Raw genomic sequence first — 15,331 nt, forward strand, 5'->3', positions numbered from 1 at the left:
TCAGTCGGGCAGCCGGGTGGACAGGTAGCCGCGCACCAGCACCTTGGCCTCGTCCAGGATGCGCTGGTCGCCGGCCTGGTCGCGGCGGAAGGCCAGGTTCAGCACGCCGTCCGCCGCCTCGACCGCGATCGAGATCGGCAGCCGGAGCTCGTCCAGGGGGATGTCGAACTTGGCCGAGATCATCTCCGCGATCCGGTCGGAGATCACCGTGTTGTTGTCCCGCCGGTCGTCCAGCAGGCGCATGTCGACCACGTCGCCGAAGTGCAGCTTGCTGAACGCGGGCACCTCGCGGTGCATCGAGACGTACACGTCGAAGATCGAGTCGACGGCGTCCCACCAGTGCTCCAGCGTGGTGGAGGTGAAGCGGCCGTCCACGGTCTGGATGAACTTCTCCAGGTTGCGCATGGTCAGCGCCTGGACCACGGCCCGCTTGTCGGGGAAGAACTGGTAGAGCGAGCCGACCGCCACCCCGGCCCGTTCCGCGATCAGCGTCGTTGTCACGCCGTCGTAGCCGACCTCCTCGATGAGCGAGGCACAGGCTTCGAGCATCCGCTCGACGCGCTTGGCGCTGCGCTGCTGCACCGGTTGCCGGCGCAGGGGGGTCGAACTCGTCACGGCGACTCCTGCTCGATGGTGTGCGGGCTTCCATAGTGCCCGGTCGTCGGCTCCCGCACTTCCAGTTGCGCCGCAACACGCCTACGATCCGAATCCATTTCATGTTTGGGAGGCGTGCCGTGACCTTGCCCGACGGATTCCTCTGGGGTGTCTCCACCTCGGCGTTCCAGAACGAGGGCGCGCTGCGCGAGGACGGCCGGGTGCCCTCGGTCTGGGACGCGTTCCCGGTGGCCGGCGGCGACACCGCCGAGGTCGCCTGCGACCACTACCACCGCCACGCCGAGGACGTCGCCCTGCTGCGGGAACTCGGCGTCGGCGCCTACCGGTTCTCCGTGGCCTGGCCGAGGGCGGCGCAGCTCGGCTTCTACGACCGGCTGGTGGACTCCCTGCTCGACGCCGGGATCGCGCCCGTCGCCACCCTCTACCACTGGGACACCCCGCTGGCCGTCGAGCAGCAGGGCGGCTGGCTCGACCGGGACACCGCGCACCGGTTCGCCGAGTACGCCTCCGTCGTCGGCGACCTGCTCGCCGACCGCGTCGCCCTGTGGATCCCGGTCAACGAACCCGCCATGGTCACCCTCCAGGGCTACGGGACCGGCGAGCACGCGCCGGGCCGGACCCTGCTCTACGACGCGCTGCCCGTCGCCCACCACCTCAACCTCGCGCACGGCCTGGCCGTGCGCGCGCTGCGGGCCGCCGGCGCGCGGGCCGTGGGCACCGCCAACAACCACACCCCCGCCTGGCCCGCCGGACCCGACGACGTCGAGGCCGCCGCCGCGTACTCGGCCCTGCACAACCACCTGTTCGCCGACCCGCTGCTGCGCGGCGACTACCCGGCGGAGCTGAGCGACCGCTTGCCGCTGGTGGACGGCGATTTGGCGATCACCTCGGAGCCGCTCGACTTCTACGGCGTCAACTACTACAACCCGACCCGGCTGCGCGCCCCGTCCGAGGGCAACCCGCTGCCGTTCGAGCTGGTCGACATCACCGAGTACCCGCGCACCGACTTCGGCTGGCCGGTCGTGCCGTCCGGCCTCGGCGAGGTCGTGGCCGACCTGCGCGACCGCTACCCGGACCTGCCGCCGGTCTACGTGACCGAGAGCGGGTGCAGCTGCGCCGACCTGGACGACCAGGACCGGATCGCCTACCTCGACGGGCACATCGCCGCCGCCGAGCAGGCCGGCGCGCGCGGGTTCTTCACCTGGACCCTGATGGACAACTTCGAGTGGGAAGCGGGCTACTCCCAGCGGTTCGGCCTGGTCCACGTCGACCACGCGACCCAGCGGCGCACCCCGCGCTCGTCGTTCGCCTGGTACCGCGACCGGATCCGGCGGTGACCGCGCCCGGCACGGCCGCCGACCCGCTGGGCGAACCGGTCGTCCCCGTCCGGCGGTCGTGGATGGCGCTGCTGTTCCTGGCCAACCTCGGCCTGTGGCTGGGCATCTACGCGCCCCTCCAGGTGCTGCTGCCGCAGCAGGCCGAACTGCTCGCCGGCACGGCCAAGGAGGCGGTGTTCGGGCTCGTCACCGGCATCGGCGCGCTGGTCGCGCTGGTGGTCAACCCGCTGGCGGGCCTGTCCTCGGACCGCACCACCGCGCGCTGGGGCAGGCGGCACCCGTGGACGCTGGGCGGCGCGCTCGTCGGCGCGCTCGGCCTGGTCGTGCTCTCCTCCGCCGGGTCGGTCGCGGCGCTGGTGGTCGGCTGGTGCCTGGTGCAGGCCGGGCTCAACGCGATGCTCGCCGCGCTGACCTCCGCCGTGCCGGACCGCGTCCCGGTCCGCCAGCGGGCCAGGGTCGGCGGGCTGGTCGGCACCAGCCAGATGCTGGGCACCGTGCTCGGCGCGGTCGTGGTGACCGTGCTGGTCAGCGGGCCGACCTCGGGCTACCTGGCGTGCGCGGGCGCGGTCGTGGTCTTCGCGCTGGTGTTCGTGCTGCGCACGCCCGACGCGCGGCTGGCCGAGCGCCCGGCGCTGCGGTGGCGCGAGCTGTGGGTGTCGCCGCGCCGGCACCCGGACTTCGCGTGGGCCTGGGGCTGCCACTTCACCATCAACCTCGGCAACGCGTTCGGCACGCTCTACCTGCTGTACTTCCTCGGCGACGAGGTGCACCACCCCTCGCCCGAGGACGGCCTGCTGGTGCTGATGCTGCTCTACGGCGCGGCGCTGACCGGCGGCGCGTTCTGGTTCGGGGCCTGGTCGGACCGCACCGGGCGGCGCAAGCCGTTCGTCCTGGCCGCCGCCGGCGTGATGGCCGCCGCCGCGCTGCTGCTCGCCGCCTGGCCGACCTGGGAGGCCGCGCTGGTCGCCGCCCCGCTGCTGGGCGTCGGCTTCGGCGGGTACTGGGCGGTGGCGCTCGCGCTGCTCACCCAGGTGCTGCCCGCCGCCGCCGACCGCGCCAAGGACCTCGGCGTGGTCAACACCGCCAACTCGCTGCCGCAGGTGGTGGCACCGCTGCTGACGTCGTTCGTGCTGGCGGGGTTGGGCGGCTACCGGGGCCTGTTCCTGGTGTCCGCGCTGGCCACGCTGTGTGCGGCCGGGCTCGTCGTCCGGGTCCGGTCGGTCGCCTAGGGAGAAGAGGGACTCGTGCAGCTGTCAGGTCGGACCGTGCTGGTCACCGGGGCGTCGCAGGGCATCGGAGCCGCCTCGGCGGAGCTGTTCGCCCGGCGCGGCGCCACCGTCGTGCTGGTGGCCCGGGGCGTCGAAGCGCTCGACGCCGTCGTCGAGCGGATCACCCGGGCCGGCGGGCGCGCGTCGGCGATCCCCGCCGACCTCGCCGACGTCGACCGGATCGGCGCGCTCGCCGACGAGGTCGTCACCGCGCACGGCGTGCCGGACGTGCTGGTCAACAACGCGGGCGCGGGCCGCTGGCTGTTCCTGGACGAGACCCCGCCCGCCGAGCTGGAGGCGATGACCGCGCTGCCGTTCACCGCCGCGATGCACCTCACCCGGCACCTCCTGCCGGGGATGCGGCGGCGCGGCAGCGGCCGGGTCGTGAACGTCAACTCGCCGGTGTCGCGGCTGCCGTGGCCGGGCGCGACCGGCTACGCCGCCTCCCGGTACGCGCTGCGCGGGCTGACCGCCGCGCTGCGGCTCGACCTGCGGGGTACCGGCGTCGGCGTGAGTGAGGTGGTGCCCGGCAAGGTGAGCAGCCGGTACTTCGCCAACAACCCCGGCGCCGAGGACCGCATCCCGGCCGTCGCCCGGCTCATCCCGGTGGTGACCCCGCAGCGGGTGGCGGCCGAGGTCGTCCGGGTGGTGGAGCGCGACCGCGCCGAACGGGTGTTCCCGTGGCAGCTCAAGGCGTTCGAGGTGGCCGGCCGGGTGCTGCCGGGCGTCACCGGCTACCTCACCTGGCGCACCGGCACCCGCCGCTGAGCGGCCGGCCCCGGACGGGCGGCGCGTGCCGTCCGGGGCCGGACGTGGAACCGGCCCCGATTGCCTGCGCGGGAGGGGCAGGCAATCGGGGCCGACGTGGTGCCCGCGGACCAGTGCCGGTCGGGGAGGGAAGGTGTGCACAACACCGGCCCGCGGATGTCTGTGGAGTTGTCGATCGCCAGGTGTAGCCGGCCGGCGGTCCGTTCGTCGCGGTCGGGGGTTCGCACGTCCCGGACCGCCGGCCAGTAGGCGGGTGCTCGACCGTGTCGCGTCGGGGGAACGACAGGTCGGGACCGCCCGTCAGTGGGCCCGGGCCACCGCCGCACGTCGTGACCGGGTGACCGGAGGGGTCACCGGCGCCGAGCGCAGGTGTCGGGCCGGGCGCGGGGCCAGGCCGCCCGCGACCAGGTGTTCGTACGCCGCCCGCCACACCGAGCACGGGCTCTTCTGCTGCCGCCACCGACCGGAGCACTCGGGGCAGTTGCCCTTCTCGTCCGGTTCGTGCGAGGCCAGCAGCGCCCGCCACCCCTCGGTCAGCCGGGGCAGCTCCGAGCGGGCCACCGAGAGCAAGGACGGGGCGTCGGCCTCGTTGGCCAGCTCGTTGAGCAGGTCCAGCCTCTCCCACACCGCGTTGCGAAGAACTTGTCCGAGGATCTCGTCCACCGAAACGTCACCGTCACCTTTCCGCCTGCTCGGCGGCTTCGCGTAGCGCGGCCCTCAGCTGTACGAGCTGGTCGGCCGAGAGCACCGCCGTCTCACCCGGCGGGCCGACCAGGACCACGCGGCCCCGGTCGACCAGCACGGTGAGGCAGCGCTCCCGGTCCACCACGTCGCTGCAGCGGATCCGCCACCAGCGACGCTGCCCGGTCGAGCCGCGCCATCCGGAGTCGAGGTCGGTCGACTCCTGGACAGTCGGGGAAACCGGAGGGGCCGTGGCCGTGGCGCCGACGCGCGCTGCCGCACCACCCGTGGTGGTCACCGCCCGCTCGATCAGGTCCACAGCCGAGTTCCTCTCCGTACTCACTCGCTTACCGGAACCCACATTGCGATGATTCAACCCGGATCGGGACGTCACAGCGCTGGCCGGTGGTCGTTCCACGGTAAGCGGTCATCGGAGTTCGGCAGGGCCGATCAGCCTCGCCGATCGGCACTTCCTGCACTTGGGGGAGTGCCCCTACTCTGCCGATGACGCCCGAAGGACTGTGAGGGGGCGCAATTGAACACCATCGGTTCGCAAAGCTCTCCTGTTACGCCGGATGTCTGGGACCAGCAGGAGATGCGGGACGCGCTGGCCAGACGAGAGATCAGCTCGGTGTACAAGCTGCTCCAACGGCACGGCGTGTCGCAGCGCCAGATCGCGGCGCTGACGGGCCAGTCGCAGTCCGAGGTCTCGGAGATCCTCAAGGGGCGCCAGGTCATGGCCTACGACGTCCTGGCGCGGATCGCCCAGGGCCTGGGTGTCCCCAGGGGGTACATGGGCCTCGCCTACGACGAGGCCACGGCAGTGCGGGTGGCCGCGACCGCGGAGGCACCCCAGTCTGAGGAGGACGAGTCGGTGAAGCGAAGGAAGTTCCTCGCGCACGCCGCCGCCATCACCGTGGGCGCGGCCGTGTTCGGCACGGACTCCGGGTCTTGGGCCTCGTCGCCCGCGCAGACACCGGCCCCCGGCCGGATCGGCATGACCGACGTCCGACAGGTCGAAGCGGCGACGAGGGCGCTGCGCACGCTCGACTACCAGTACGGCGGCGGCTCGTGCCGCGACGCCGTCGTCGCGCAGCTGTCGTGGGGGCAGCAGATGCTCGGCGCCAACGCGACCGACCTGGTCAAGGAGCGGCTCTACGTCGCCCTGGCCGACCTGCACAACCTGGCCGGCTGGACCTCGTTCGACACGGGCCTGTACGACTCCGCGCGCAACCACTTCGGCCAGGCCCTCGGGCTGGCGAAGCAGGGTCGCAAGGAGGAGCTGGTGGCGAACATCCTGTACCGGATGGGCCGCGTCTACCTGCACCAGAACGCGCCGGACGACGCGCTGAAGGTGTTCCAGCTCGGCCAGCTGGCCGCCCAGAACTCCGGCTCGGAGCTGGCGGTGGGCATCCTGTGCGCCAACGAGGCGTGGGCCTACGCGAAGATGGGCTCCGACGACCAGGCGCTCAAGCTGCTCGGCCGGGCCCGCGACGAGTTCGCCCGCGCCAACATCAACGAGGCGCCCGCGTGGGCGAAGTTCTTCGACGGCAACGACCTCTCCGCGATGATCGGCACCGTGCACACCGAGCTGGCGCTCACCGTCGACGCGCGGAAGTACACCCGCATCGCCATCCCGGCGCTGTCCAAGGCCATCAACGGCTTCGGCGAGGACATGAGCCGCAGCCGCTCGTTCAACCTCACCTCGCTGTCGATCAACCACCTGCTCGAAGGCGACATCGACCACGGCGCGCGGATCGGCAAGCAGGCCATCGACCTGTCCGAGGGGCTGAAGTCGGTGCGCACCAAGGACCGCATGATGCCGTTGCAGGTCGAGGCGGAGAAGCGCCGCAACAACCCGGACGCACGTGAGCTGGCCGACCGCGTCGCCAAGTTCACCGGCACGGACAGCGCGGCCTGACCCTGGGCGTCGGGCTGGAGGGCAGGTTCACCCCTGCCGCGCTGACCGCGGTGCTGGAGCGGATCTGCGCCGACCTCGGGTTGGCGCACCGGGACGCCCGGCTGGTCAGGTTCACCTCCAACGCCGTGTTCGAACTCCCCGCCGACCGCGTGGTGGTGCGGATCGTCGGGTCGATGGCGCTGCCGCACCGGGCCGCGAAGGTCGTGCGGGTGGCGCGCTGGCTGGCTTCCCACGACGTGCCCTCGGTGCGGCTGGTCGAGCAGTTCCCGCAGCCCCTGACCGTGGGCGGGCACCAGGCGACGATCTGGCACACCGTGCCGTCCGGCGGTCCGCCGGTCGACGGCCGCGACCTGGGCGTCCTGCTGCGCCGGCTGCACGACCTGCCCCCGCCGCCGTTCGAGCTGCCGCGCTGGTCGCCGCTGGACGACGTGCGCCGGCGCATCGCGGACGCCGAGGAGCTGTCCGCCCCGGACCGCGAGTTCCTGGAGGAGCGGGTGGCCCTGCTGGAGGCGCGGTTGGCCGGATTGGCACCGGCGCTGCCGGAGGGCGTGGTGCACGGCGACGCGCACCCGGGCAACCTCATCCCCAGCCCCGCCGGCCCGGTGATCTGCGACTTCGACTCGACCAGCATCGGGCCGCGCGAGTGGGACCTGAGCACGCTGCCGGTCGGCGTGGCGCGGTTCGGCCACCCCGCGCGCTGGTACCGGCAGTTGGCCGGCGTGTACGGGTTCGACGTGACGCGGTGGGCGGGTTTCCCGGTGCTGCGCGACGTGCGGGAGCTGAAGCTGACCACCAGCGTGCTGCCGATCCTGCGCAGCAACCCGGACGTGCGCGACGAGCTGCGCCGGCGCCTGGTGGCGCTGAGGGTCGGCGATACCACGACGCCGTGGTCGCCCTACCGTTGAACCCGCGCGCACGGGGGAACGAACCGGTAACGCCCGGCCCGCCGATTCCGACTCACGCAGCGACGGGGGCTGCGTGACTGCGGTGAGGTGCACGTGATCGGACGTTGGGTGGGTGCTCGGCGCAGGCGCGCGAAGCGCGCGCTGGAGGCGGCGCGGATGCTGGACGAGGTCGTGGACACCCAGCTCCCGCTGCTCGCGTCGTTCGACGAGGACCGTCGCCGCCGCTCCGCCGACTACCTCGCCGAACTGGTCGTGCTCGCCCAGGACTACCGCTACTTCGCCCACGGCTGGATCGACGCGAAGGAGCTCGACCGACGCGGCCACCGGGCGATGGCGACGCTGAGCAGGCTGCGCGAGGACCCTACAGCGCGACTGATCACCGACTGACCCGCTCGGCGCAGCTCACCGCACCGAACGGTCCACTCACCGCAGACACCCCCGTGCCCGCGTGGCGCGCCCGGGGCCGGGTTCGCGCGTGGACCGGGACGAGGTGTTCCGACTCGGGTACTCGCTGGCGCTCGCCGACGCGCTGGAGGCGTCCCGGCAGCCGGCCGCGCTCCCGCGCGTGACGGGGCGCACCGACCGGGTGCGTCGCGGCCGGGTGCGGGTGGAGGACTGGCACGACGGGCCGTCGGGTGGTGGCCGGAACCTCCCGGGTGTCCCGGTGGAGGTGGCCCTCGGCGACGACCCGCGCGTGCTGCTGCGCGGCGACCCCGGTTCGGGCAAGACGACCGTGGTCGAGCGGCTCGCGCTGCGCGCGGCGCGCGGGGAGCTGCCGGACGCGCTCGCCGCGTGGCGCGACCGCGTGCCGTTCCTGGTGCGGGTGCGGAGCTTCCCGGAGGACGGGGTGCCGGACCCGGAGGACCTCGTCGCGCCGGTCACGTCCGGTGCGCCCGCCGGGTGGGCGCACCGCCTGCCGGCGCGGGGCCGGGCGGTGCTGCTGGTCGACGGCGTGGACGAGGTGCCCGCCGAACGGCGTGCCGACGTGGCGGTGTGGCTGCGGGACCTGCTGTCGAGCTTCCCGGACGTGCGCGCGGTGGTGACCGCCCGCAGCGCGGCGGTGGACGGCGACTGGTTGGCGGGCGCGGGGTTCCGGGGGATGACCTTGGAGCCGACGTGGTGCGCGACGGAGCCGGCGCACGCCCGGACGTCGTCGGCGCTCCGGGTCGAGCGCGAGCTGAGCGGGGTGCCGCACGTCACCGCCGGGGCCGCACGGGAGGTGGTCGCGCACCTGGTGCGGCGCGGCGTGGTGCGGGAGCCCGGGTCGGGTCGGCTTCGCGCGCCGGGCGTTCCTGGAGTTCCTCGCGGCGGGAAAGGCCATGCGCCGCGACCGCCTGCCGGTGGTGGTGTCCCACGCGCACTCGAACGCGTGGTGGGGGACGGTGGTCATGGCGTGCGGGCACGGCACAGGCGGGTGAGCTGCTCGCCGGGATCGTGGACCGGGGCGAGGTCGACACCGGGAACGCCCGCCGGCTCGCGCTGGTGGCGGCGGCCTGTTCGGAGACCGCGCGCGACCTCGCGCCCGAGGTGGGTGCCGGGTCGACGCCCTGGTGCGCGCACGGCTCGTCCCGCCGCGCGACCTGGCCGAGCTGGCGTCGCTGAGCGCCCTCGAGCACAGGGTGGTGCGCTTCCTGCCGACGCGCATGGAGGGGCTGCCGGACGAGCGGGCCACCGCGACGGTCCGCTCGGCCGCGCTGACCGGCGCGGCCGAGGCGCTGCCGCTGCTGCGCGGGTGCGCCGCCGATCCCCGGCTGGAGGTGCAGCGGGAGCTGGTGGACGGCCGGCACCGGTTCGACCTCCGGCGCTGCGCCGAGACCGTGCTCGCGCAGGCCCCGCTGGTCGGCGGCGCGGTGGAGCTGACGTCGCCGGCCCTCGTCCCGTCCACCCGGCGGCTGCCGGCTCTGCGGCACTTGACCGTCCTGGTGGACCCGCACGAGGTGGTCGCCGACCCGGGCGCGTTCGCGGACCTTCCGCACCCGGGCGTGCTCTCCGCCCGGCTCGACCCGACCCGGCCGCACGACCTGGGCGCGCTGCGCGGCAGCAGGCTGACGCACCTGGCCCTGCGCGGGCTGGACCGCACCTCGGACCTGTCGCCCCTCGCCGACCTGCCGGAGCTGGAGTCCGTGGTCCTGCACGGCTACCGGGACCTCGGCCTGGCCGGCGTGGGCGGGTTGGACCACGTGCACTCAATGGAGTTGCGCGCTGCGGCAGGGGAAGCCACCCCGCGCAACGCGCTGCGGGCGTTCGGCGGGGCGGGTGAGGTGGAGCCGGCCGGATTCGGGGTGCTCGACCTGGCCGCGCTGCCCCCTTCGGTGGTGTCGCCGGCGGTGCGGGACGTCGAGGTCGCCGGCTGGGCTCCGCCGGCCCGGCTCGCCGGCCTGGTCCACCTGGACATCGGCGCTGCCGTGCGGTCCGACGGCGACCTGAGCGCGGTGGCGGGGTCCGGCGTGCAGCTCGTGGTGGTCGAGGACGACGGCCCCGCCTACACCGGTTTGGCGGGCTTCGCCGGCAGCGTCCGCTTCCACCGCGCGGCCAGGACCACCGGCGCGGGGGCGTGACGGGGCTAGGCGACCGGGGCGCGGGAGAGCACGACGGCGAGGCCGAACGCCACGCCCATCACGGCCAGCTCGAACGCCGCCCAGCCGACGATCGCGGTCGTCCTGTGCTGCGCGACGTGCGGCAGCATCCGCCACCGGATGTTCGCGCCCAGCAGCGCCAGCACCACCGCGCACACCACCTTGCCGACCAGGACCAGCCCGTAGGACGTGGTGACCAGCGACCCGGGCAGCGTGATCACCGGGTTGAGCGCCAGTTCCAGCAGGCCGTTGAACAGGCCGGTCGCCGACACCACGACCAGGCTGATCGTGGCGAGCTTGGAGAACTTCGGCAGCGCGTCGGCCAGCAGGCCCCGGCGGTGGGCCACCAGGACCACCAGCGCGCCCAGGCCGCCGGTCCACGCCGCCGCGGCCAGCACGTGCAGCTCCATCGAGATCATGGAGTAGTCGTGGTACTTCCAGTTCGACGCGTGCCCGGTCACCGGCAGCGGCAGCAGCCCGAACATGGACACCAGGATGCGCAGCTCGGCCGGCACCGACTCGCCCCGGCGGACCGCCAGGACCCCGATCCACAGGTAGACCAGCGCGCACACCGCGCTGAACAGCAGCCCCTGCCCGGCACCGACCCGCTGCACGTAGTCGACCACCGACGCCGTGGTCACCGGCACGTCCGGCCGGGTCTCGTAGGCCCGCAGGACGATCGACAGCAGCGCGGTCAGCACCCACACCGCCGCCGCGACGACGGCACCCGCGCGGGCGACGCGCATGACCGGCTCGGTCAGGGCGGGTCGGGAGAACCCGAGCAGCTTGGGCAGCAGGCTCAGCCCGACGACGATCGTCGCCGCCAGGTCGAGCAACGTCCTGACCAGCGGTTGGGCGAACTGGACCACCACCCCGGGCTCCGCGACGCCGACGTCCGCCGGGGTCGTCGACAGGCCGAGGCCGAGCAGCGCGCCGACGGCACCGCCGCCGAGCAGGCCGCCCAGCACCCAGTACCGGGGAGCGGGGGTGGTGGTCCGGTTCGTCGTCATCCGCGCGCGGACTCCCCGGAACCCGAGCCGGAGCCCGTGCCCGTGCCGGAGCCCGAGCCGCCGCGCAGGGCGAAGAACACGCCACCGCCGAGCAGCACGACCGCGCCCACGACCCACACCCAGATCGGCACGCCACCGTCGTCCGAGGGCGACTCCTGGGCCGTCTCGGTGGCCGCGTTCGGGGTGCCGTCGCCGGCCTTCGTGGTGCTGAACTTCAGGGTGCCCGACACCGGGTGCCCGTCCGCCGACAGGATGCGGTAGCCCACCTGGTACTCGGCGGCCGGGCCGAGCGGCCGGACCTTGAAGGTCACCGAGTTGTTCCGGATGACGGGTTCGCCGCCGTCCTCCCACCGGGTGTCGTCGGGGCCCTTGACGGTGAGGGTGTTGAACTTGTCACCGCCCTGCACCGGCTGGTCGAAGGTCAGCGTGATCTCCGCCGGCCCGGCCTCCAGCGCCTGGCCGTCCTTCGGGTCGCTGCCGACCAGCACGTTGTGCGCGAACGCGGTGCCGGTGCCGAGCAGCGCCAGACCGCCCGCGAGGAACGCGGCCAGCGTCAGCGAGAGCGCGCGCCTCATGCGGACGGCTTGCCCGCGCGGCGCGACCGCAGCACGGCCCCGGCCCCGAAGCCCAGCCCGAGCGCGCCCACGACCAGGCCCGCGCCGCCCAGCCAGCGGGCGGTGTCGTCGCGGCCCGCCGAGGAGGCGGCGTGCTCGTCCGGCTCGGCGGCGGCGGTGGCGTCGCCGTGGTGGTCGCCGCCCTCGGACTTCTTGACCAGGTTGAGCACCGGCGCGGGCTTCTCCGGCTCCTCCGCGCCTTCGGCGGGCGGCGGGGCGTTCCAGTCCACGACCTCGCCGCTGTCGTAGGTCTGCTTGGTCGGCATGACCAGCTTGTCGGTGTTGTCCGGCAGCGGGCCGACGGACACGTCGAACTCGTTGAACTGGCCGGGCTCGATCCGCACGCCCGGGTCGGCCGTCCACACGACCGAGCGGACCGCTTCGGTGACCTCGCGGCCGTGGCTCTGCACCGGCTTGTCGAGCTTGGCCTTGACCGCCTCGACCTTCCAGCCCGGCGTGGGCCGGGTGCTGACCGACGCGAGCGGGTACTCGGCGGGCAGGGTGAGCTCCAGCTTCACCGTGCCGCTGTCCGGGCGCTCGTTCGGCACCCGGATGGTGACCTTGGTGTAGCCGCCCTGGACGGCGTCCTTGGGGGTGGACGCGGTCACGTGCGCCGAGGCCGGGCCCGCCGTGCCCAGCGCGATGCCGGCGGCGACGGCGAGCACCGCACCGCCCTTGGCGAACGTGCGCACGCCAAAACGATTTGTCGACATGAAGTCGTGTCTCCTGATGACCAGAGGGGTGTGCTTGTCCGGGTCGGGTGATCAGGAGTGGCGGAGGACCCCGGCGGCCGTGCACGCGCCTCAGCACCACGGCGGTCACCGTGCCCGGGACCGCCGACAGGGGCGGCGGGCACGTCCGGTGCTCCACGGGCGCGAACGAGAACAGGACCGGGACCAGGCGGGACACCGCCGAGGCGAGCACGGACAGCGCGCGGTCCGCGCGGGCCAGCAGCAGCCCGGTGAGCAGCGCGGCCACCGCGTGCGCGGCGGTCATGGCGAGCGGGCCGAAGCCCAGCCCGGGGCCGTCGGGCGCGTGGTGGCCCAGGGTGAGCAGGGTGTGCTGGCCGACCTGCGCCGCGCCGAGCGCGGCCAACACCGCCCACGGGCCGCGCCCGCGTTCGGCCAGGGCCGTGCCCGCGAGCGCGACCAGAACTGTCAACGGCAGCGCGGGCGCGAACTCGGTCAGCGCGCCCCCGGCCGCCCCATGCGCGGCCACGCTCAGTGCTCCCGATGTCACGGCCAGTAGAACGGCCCGCGCGGTGCGGGTCGAGGCCGGACGTCTGGTCATGCACAGAGCGTAGGAGACCGGCGCTCCAATGTGTGAGCCGCTCTCAAAGTGAGGGGGTTTCGGTTGCGCCGATTGGGGGTAAGGGCTACCCGTGAAGATCGTGTCCCACTCCATCGAACAGCCGCTGCCGGGCGAACCGCGACCCGAACCCGCCGCCCGGATCGATCCCGTGGTCTTCGGCGTCGCCGCCGCCGTTGCACTCGCCTTCCTGGCGTGGGGCGTGTTCGGCACCGACTCCCTGGCCTCGGCGTCCAAGGCCGCCCTCGACTGGGTGATCCGCAACCTGGGCTGGGCGTTCGTGCTCGTCGCGTCGGGTTTCGTGCTGTTCGCGCTGTGGTTGGCGGTCAGCCGGTACGGCCGCATCCCGCTCGGGCGCGACGACGAGCGGCCCGAGTTCCGGACCGTGTCCTGGATCGCCATGATGTTCAGCGCCGGCATGGGCATCGGCCTGATGTTCTACGGCGTCAACGAGCCGCTGTCCCACTTCGTGAAACCACCCCCGGGCACGGTGCCGGGCGGCAGCGACGCGGCCCTGCAGAACGCGATGGCCACCACGCTGTTCCACTGGACCGTCCACCCGTGGGCGATCTACGCCGTGGTCGGCCTGGCCATCGCCTACGGCAGCTTCCGGCGCGGGCGCAGCCAGCTCATCAGCGCCGCGTTCGCCCCGCTGCTCGGCGCGCGGCGGGCGGCGGGCCCCGCCGGCCGGGCCATCGACGTGCTGGCCATCTTCGCCACCCTGTTCGGCTCGGCCGCCTCGCTGGGCCTGGGCGCGCTCCAGATCGGCAGCGGCCTCACCACGGCCGGCTGGGAGGTCGGCAACGCCGTCCTGGTGGGCATCATCGCGGTGCTGACCGCCGTGTTCATCGCCTCCGCCGTGTCCGGCGTGGCCAAGGGCATCCAGTGGCTGTCGAACACCAACATGGTGCTGGCCGTCGTGCTGGCCGGGTTCGTGTTCGTCGTCGGGCCGACGGTGTTCGTGCTCAACCTCATCCCCACCGCGATCGGCGACTACTTCCGCGAGCTGGCCGACATGGCGGGCCGCACGGCCGCGTCCGGCGGCGACGCCACCGAGGCGTGGCTGTCCGGCTGGACGATCTTCTACTGGGCTTGGTGGATCTCCTGGACGCCGTTCGTCGGCATGTTCATCGCCCGGATCAGCCGGGGCCGCACCATCCGGCAGTTCGTGGCGGGCGTGATCGGCGTGCCCAGCGCGGTCAGCCTCGTCTGGTTCTGCGTGTTCGGCGGTGCCGCCATCCACCTCCAGCGCACCGGCACCGACCTGGCCGGCGAGTCGTCGGCGGAGAGCCAGCTGTTCACCGTGCTCGACCAGTTCCCGCTGGCGGGTGTCGCCACCGCGCTGGTGGTCGTCCTGGTGGCAATCTTCTTCATCTCCGGTGCCGACGCCGCGTCCGTTGTCATGGGCACGCTCTCCCAGCGCGGCTCCATCGCGCCGTCGAAGGGCGTCGTGGTGTTCTGGGGCGTGCTGACCGGCGCGGTCGCGGCGGTGATGCTGCTGGTCGGCGGCTCGAACGCGCTCACCGGCCTGCAGAACCTGACCATCATCGCCGCCCTGCCGTTCGCGGCGGTCATGGTCGGGCTGTGCGTGGCCCTGGCCCGCGACCTGCGCAGCGACCCGATGATCCGGCGCGAGGAACGCGTCGCCGAGGTCATGGACGAGGTCGTGCACGGCCCCGAGGAGACCGCCCTGCTCACCGTGGAGCAGATCGTCAAGACGCGCCAGGGCCCCTGACCGGCCCGGCCGGGCGCGGCGGAGGCCCCGCGCAGCCGCGCGGGGCCGTCAGGACACGCCGAGGCGCTTGAGCAGCTCGGCCTCCAACGCGTCCAGGTCCGCGCCGACCGCCCGGTGCGCGGCCTTGCGGCGCGGTGCCGGCATCCGCTCGGACGCCCGCACCGCCGCCGTGAGCTGCGCCAGCCGCGCCCCGGTCGCCTCCGCGTACTCGCGGTCCTGGCCGCGCACGTCCTCCAGCGCCTGCGCGAACCCGGCGATCCGGGCGTGCAGGCGCGCGCCGTGCCCCGAGTACCGGGACAGCTCGTCCACCGGGACGCCCAGCCTGCGCGCCCGGTACCGGTCGTAGCGGTCGCTCACCGCCGCCGCCGCGCGGGCCGCCAGCGGCGCCACCACGGGGATCAGCGCGGGCGCGACGACCTTGGCCACGCCGACCAGGTTCTTCGCCCGACCGGGCGTGAACCCCTTGCTCCGTTCGCGTGCCATCGCCGCACACCTCCTCCACCCCGAACACTAGAGGTCGGACCGGTGCCGCGCACGGAAGATCGGAGCCGGTGGAACAGGTTGCCGGTACAAGCGCAACCGCCTCGGCATAC

At 73.7% G+C, this 15,331-nt stretch carries 17 protein-coding genes and 1 pseudogene; 11 read left to right on the forward strand and 7 right to left on the reverse strand.

The annotated features are described in order from the left end of the window. The gene (locus AB0I60_RS10910) at nt 1-615 is read right to left on the reverse strand and encodes a TetR family transcriptional regulator (protein WP_360727700.1); all 615 of its coding nucleotides are present in this window, start codon (nt 613-615) and stop codon (nt 1-3) included. 119 nt (nt 616-734) lie between these two features. Here AB0I60_RS10910 and AB0I60_RS10915 point away from each other — a divergent pair, with 119 nt between their 5' ends. From AB0I60_RS10915 to AB0I60_RS10925, 3 genes are all read left to right on the forward strand, one after another. Further along, nucleotides 735-1,952, forward strand: a complete 1,218-nt coding sequence (locus AB0I60_RS10915; RefSeq protein WP_360727702.1) for a family 1 glycosylhydrolase — start codon at nt 735-737, stop codon at nt 1,950-1,952. 62 nt (nt 1,953-2,014) lie between these two features. Beyond that, nucleotides 2,015-3,181: an MFS transporter gene (locus AB0I60_RS10920; protein ID WP_360728537.1), complete on the forward strand. Its 1,167-nt coding sequence runs from the start codon at nt 2,015-2,017 to the stop codon at nt 3,179-3,181. A gap of 15 nt (nt 3,182-3,196) precedes the next feature. Beyond that, nucleotides 3,197-3,988, forward strand: a complete 792-nt coding sequence (locus tag AB0I60_RS10925; protein WP_360727705.1) for an SDR family NAD(P)-dependent oxidoreductase — start codon at nt 3,197-3,199, stop codon at nt 3,986-3,988. Nucleotides 3,989-4,288: 300 nt separating this feature from the next. Here the strand turns inward: AB0I60_RS10925 and AB0I60_RS10930 are convergent, their stop codons facing one another. Both AB0I60_RS10930 and AB0I60_RS10935 read right to left on the reverse strand, forming a co-directional pair. Further along, nucleotides 4,289-4,651 carry a hypothetical protein gene (locus AB0I60_RS10930; RefSeq protein ID WP_041311488.1) on the reverse strand — a complete coding sequence of 121 codons (363 nt, stop codon included), beginning with the start codon at nt 4,649-4,651 and terminating at the stop codon, nt 4,289-4,291. Nucleotides 4,652-4,664: 13 nt separating this feature from the next. Further along, nucleotides 4,665-4,988, reverse strand: a complete 324-nt coding sequence (locus AB0I60_RS10935; protein ID WP_360727707.1) for a hypothetical protein — start codon at nt 4,986-4,988, stop codon at nt 4,665-4,667. A gap of 276 nt (nt 4,989-5,264) precedes the next feature. On the opposite strand from AB0I60_RS10935, the gene AB0I60_RS10940 reads away from it, so the two are divergent. The 6 genes and pseudogenes from AB0I60_RS10940 (at nt 5,265) to AB0I60_RS10965 (ending at nt 10,053) form a co-directional block, all read left to right on the forward strand. Next, on the forward strand, nt 5,265-6,590 hold the full coding sequence (locus tag AB0I60_RS10940; protein ID WP_360727709.1) for a helix-turn-helix transcriptional regulator: 1,326 nt from the start codon (nt 5,265-5,267) through the stop codon (nt 6,588-6,590). Nucleotides 6,591-6,604: 14 nt separating this feature from the next. Then, complete coding sequence (locus AB0I60_RS10945; protein ID WP_360728540.1) at nt 6,605-7,495, forward strand: aminoglycoside phosphotransferase family protein; 891 nt, start codon at nt 6,605-6,607, stop codon at nt 7,493-7,495. A gap of 93 nt (nt 7,496-7,588) precedes the next feature. Further along, on the forward strand, nt 7,589-7,882 hold the full coding sequence (locus AB0I60_RS10950; protein ID WP_360727712.1) for a hypothetical protein: 294 nt from the start codon (nt 7,589-7,591) through the stop codon (nt 7,880-7,882). Nucleotides 7,883-8,228: 346 nt separating this feature from the next. Continuing rightward, a pseudogene (locus AB0I60_RS10955) lies at nt 8,229-8,498 on the forward strand (hypothetical protein); the annotation flags it as partial. Between the two features lie 431 nt (nt 8,499-8,929). Continuing rightward, entirely contained in the window at nt 8,930-9,097 is a 168-nt protein-coding gene (locus AB0I60_RS10960; RefSeq protein ID WP_360727715.1) for a hypothetical protein, read from the forward strand. Continuing rightward, complete coding sequence (locus AB0I60_RS10965) at nt 9,046-10,053, forward strand: hypothetical protein (protein WP_360727718.1); 1,008 nt, start codon at nt 9,046-9,048, stop codon at nt 10,051-10,053. The genes AB0I60_RS10960 and AB0I60_RS10965 overlap by 52 nt, the downstream gene beginning before the upstream one ends. Before the next feature lie 5 nt (nt 10,054-10,058). Here the strand turns inward: AB0I60_RS10965 and AB0I60_RS10970 are convergent, their stop codons facing one another. From AB0I60_RS10970 to AB0I60_RS10980, 3 genes are read right to left on the reverse strand one after another with little or no spacing between them, the layout of a single operon-like run. Beyond that, on the reverse strand, nt 10,059-11,081 hold the full coding sequence (locus AB0I60_RS10970; protein WP_360727721.1) for a CopD family protein: 1,023 nt from the start codon (nt 11,079-11,081) through the stop codon (nt 10,059-10,061). Next, nucleotides 11,078-11,656, reverse strand: coding sequence for a copper resistance CopC family protein (locus AB0I60_RS10975; RefSeq protein WP_360727723.1), 579 nt, complete (start codon nt 11,654-11,656; stop codon nt 11,078-11,080). The genes AB0I60_RS10970 and AB0I60_RS10975 overlap by 4 nt, the downstream gene beginning before the upstream one ends. Next, nucleotides 11,653-12,408 carry a YcnI family protein gene (locus AB0I60_RS10980; protein ID WP_360727727.1) on the reverse strand — a complete coding sequence of 252 codons (756 nt, stop codon included), beginning with the start codon at nt 12,406-12,408 and terminating at the stop codon, nt 11,653-11,655. Before AB0I60_RS10980 ends, AB0I60_RS10975 begins: the two co-directional genes overlap by 4 nt. Nucleotides 12,409-12,556: 148 nt before the next feature. Between AB0I60_RS10980 and AB0I60_RS10985 the strand changes: the two genes are divergently transcribed. Both AB0I60_RS10985 and AB0I60_RS10990 read left to right on the forward strand, forming a co-directional pair. Then, nucleotides 12,557-12,943, forward strand: a complete 387-nt coding sequence (locus AB0I60_RS10985) for a hypothetical protein (protein ID WP_360727729.1) — start codon at nt 12,557-12,559, stop codon at nt 12,941-12,943. 202 nt (nt 12,944-13,145) lie between these two features. Beyond that, a complete protein-coding gene (locus AB0I60_RS10990) occupies nt 13,146-14,738 on the forward strand; it encodes a BCCT family transporter (protein ID WP_360728543.1) in 1,593 nt (530 codons plus the stop codon). Between the two features lie 48 nt (nt 14,739-14,786). Here AB0I60_RS10990 and AB0I60_RS10995 read toward each other — a convergent pair whose 3' ends face one another. After that, nucleotides 14,787-15,221 (reverse strand): DUF6474 family protein, encoded by a 435-nt coding sequence (locus AB0I60_RS10995; RefSeq protein WP_360727731.1) that lies wholly within the window; start codon nt 15,219-15,221, stop codon nt 14,787-14,789. Between the last annotated feature and the right edge of the window lie 110 nt (nt 15,222-15,331).

Source organism: Actinosynnema sp. NPDC050436 (genome assembly GCF_040655415.1).
Classification (GTDB): Bacteria; Actinomycetota; Actinomycetes; order Mycobacteriales; family Pseudonocardiaceae; genus Actinosynnema.

What these genes read in the sequence shown, in the direction of transcription:
- AB0I60_RS10920 (WP_360728537.1), top strand. Translation starts at nt 2,015, where the DNA reads ATGGCGCTGCTGTTCCTGGCCAACCTCGGCCTGTGGCTGGGCATCTAC.
- AB0I60_RS10970 (WP_360727721.1), bottom strand. Translation starts at nt 11,081, where the DNA reads ATGACGACGAACCGGACCACCACCCCCGCTCCCCGGTACTGGGTGCTG.
- AB0I60_RS10995 (WP_360727731.1), bottom strand. Translation starts at nt 15,221, where the DNA reads ATGGCACGCGAACGGAGCAAGGGGTTCACGCCCGGTCGGGCGAAGAAC.
- AB0I60_RS10980 (WP_360727727.1), bottom strand. Translation starts at nt 12,408, where the DNA reads ATGTCGACAAATCGTTTTGGCGTGCGCACGTTCGCCAAGGGCGGTGCG.
- AB0I60_RS10940 (WP_360727709.1), top strand. Translation starts at nt 5,265, where the DNA reads ATGCGGGACGCGCTGGCCAGACGAGAGATCAGCTCGGTGTACAAGCTG.
- AB0I60_RS10975 (WP_360727723.1), bottom strand. Translation starts at nt 11,656, where the DNA reads ATGAGGCGCGCGCTCTCGCTGACGCTGGCCGCGTTCCTCGCGGGCGGT.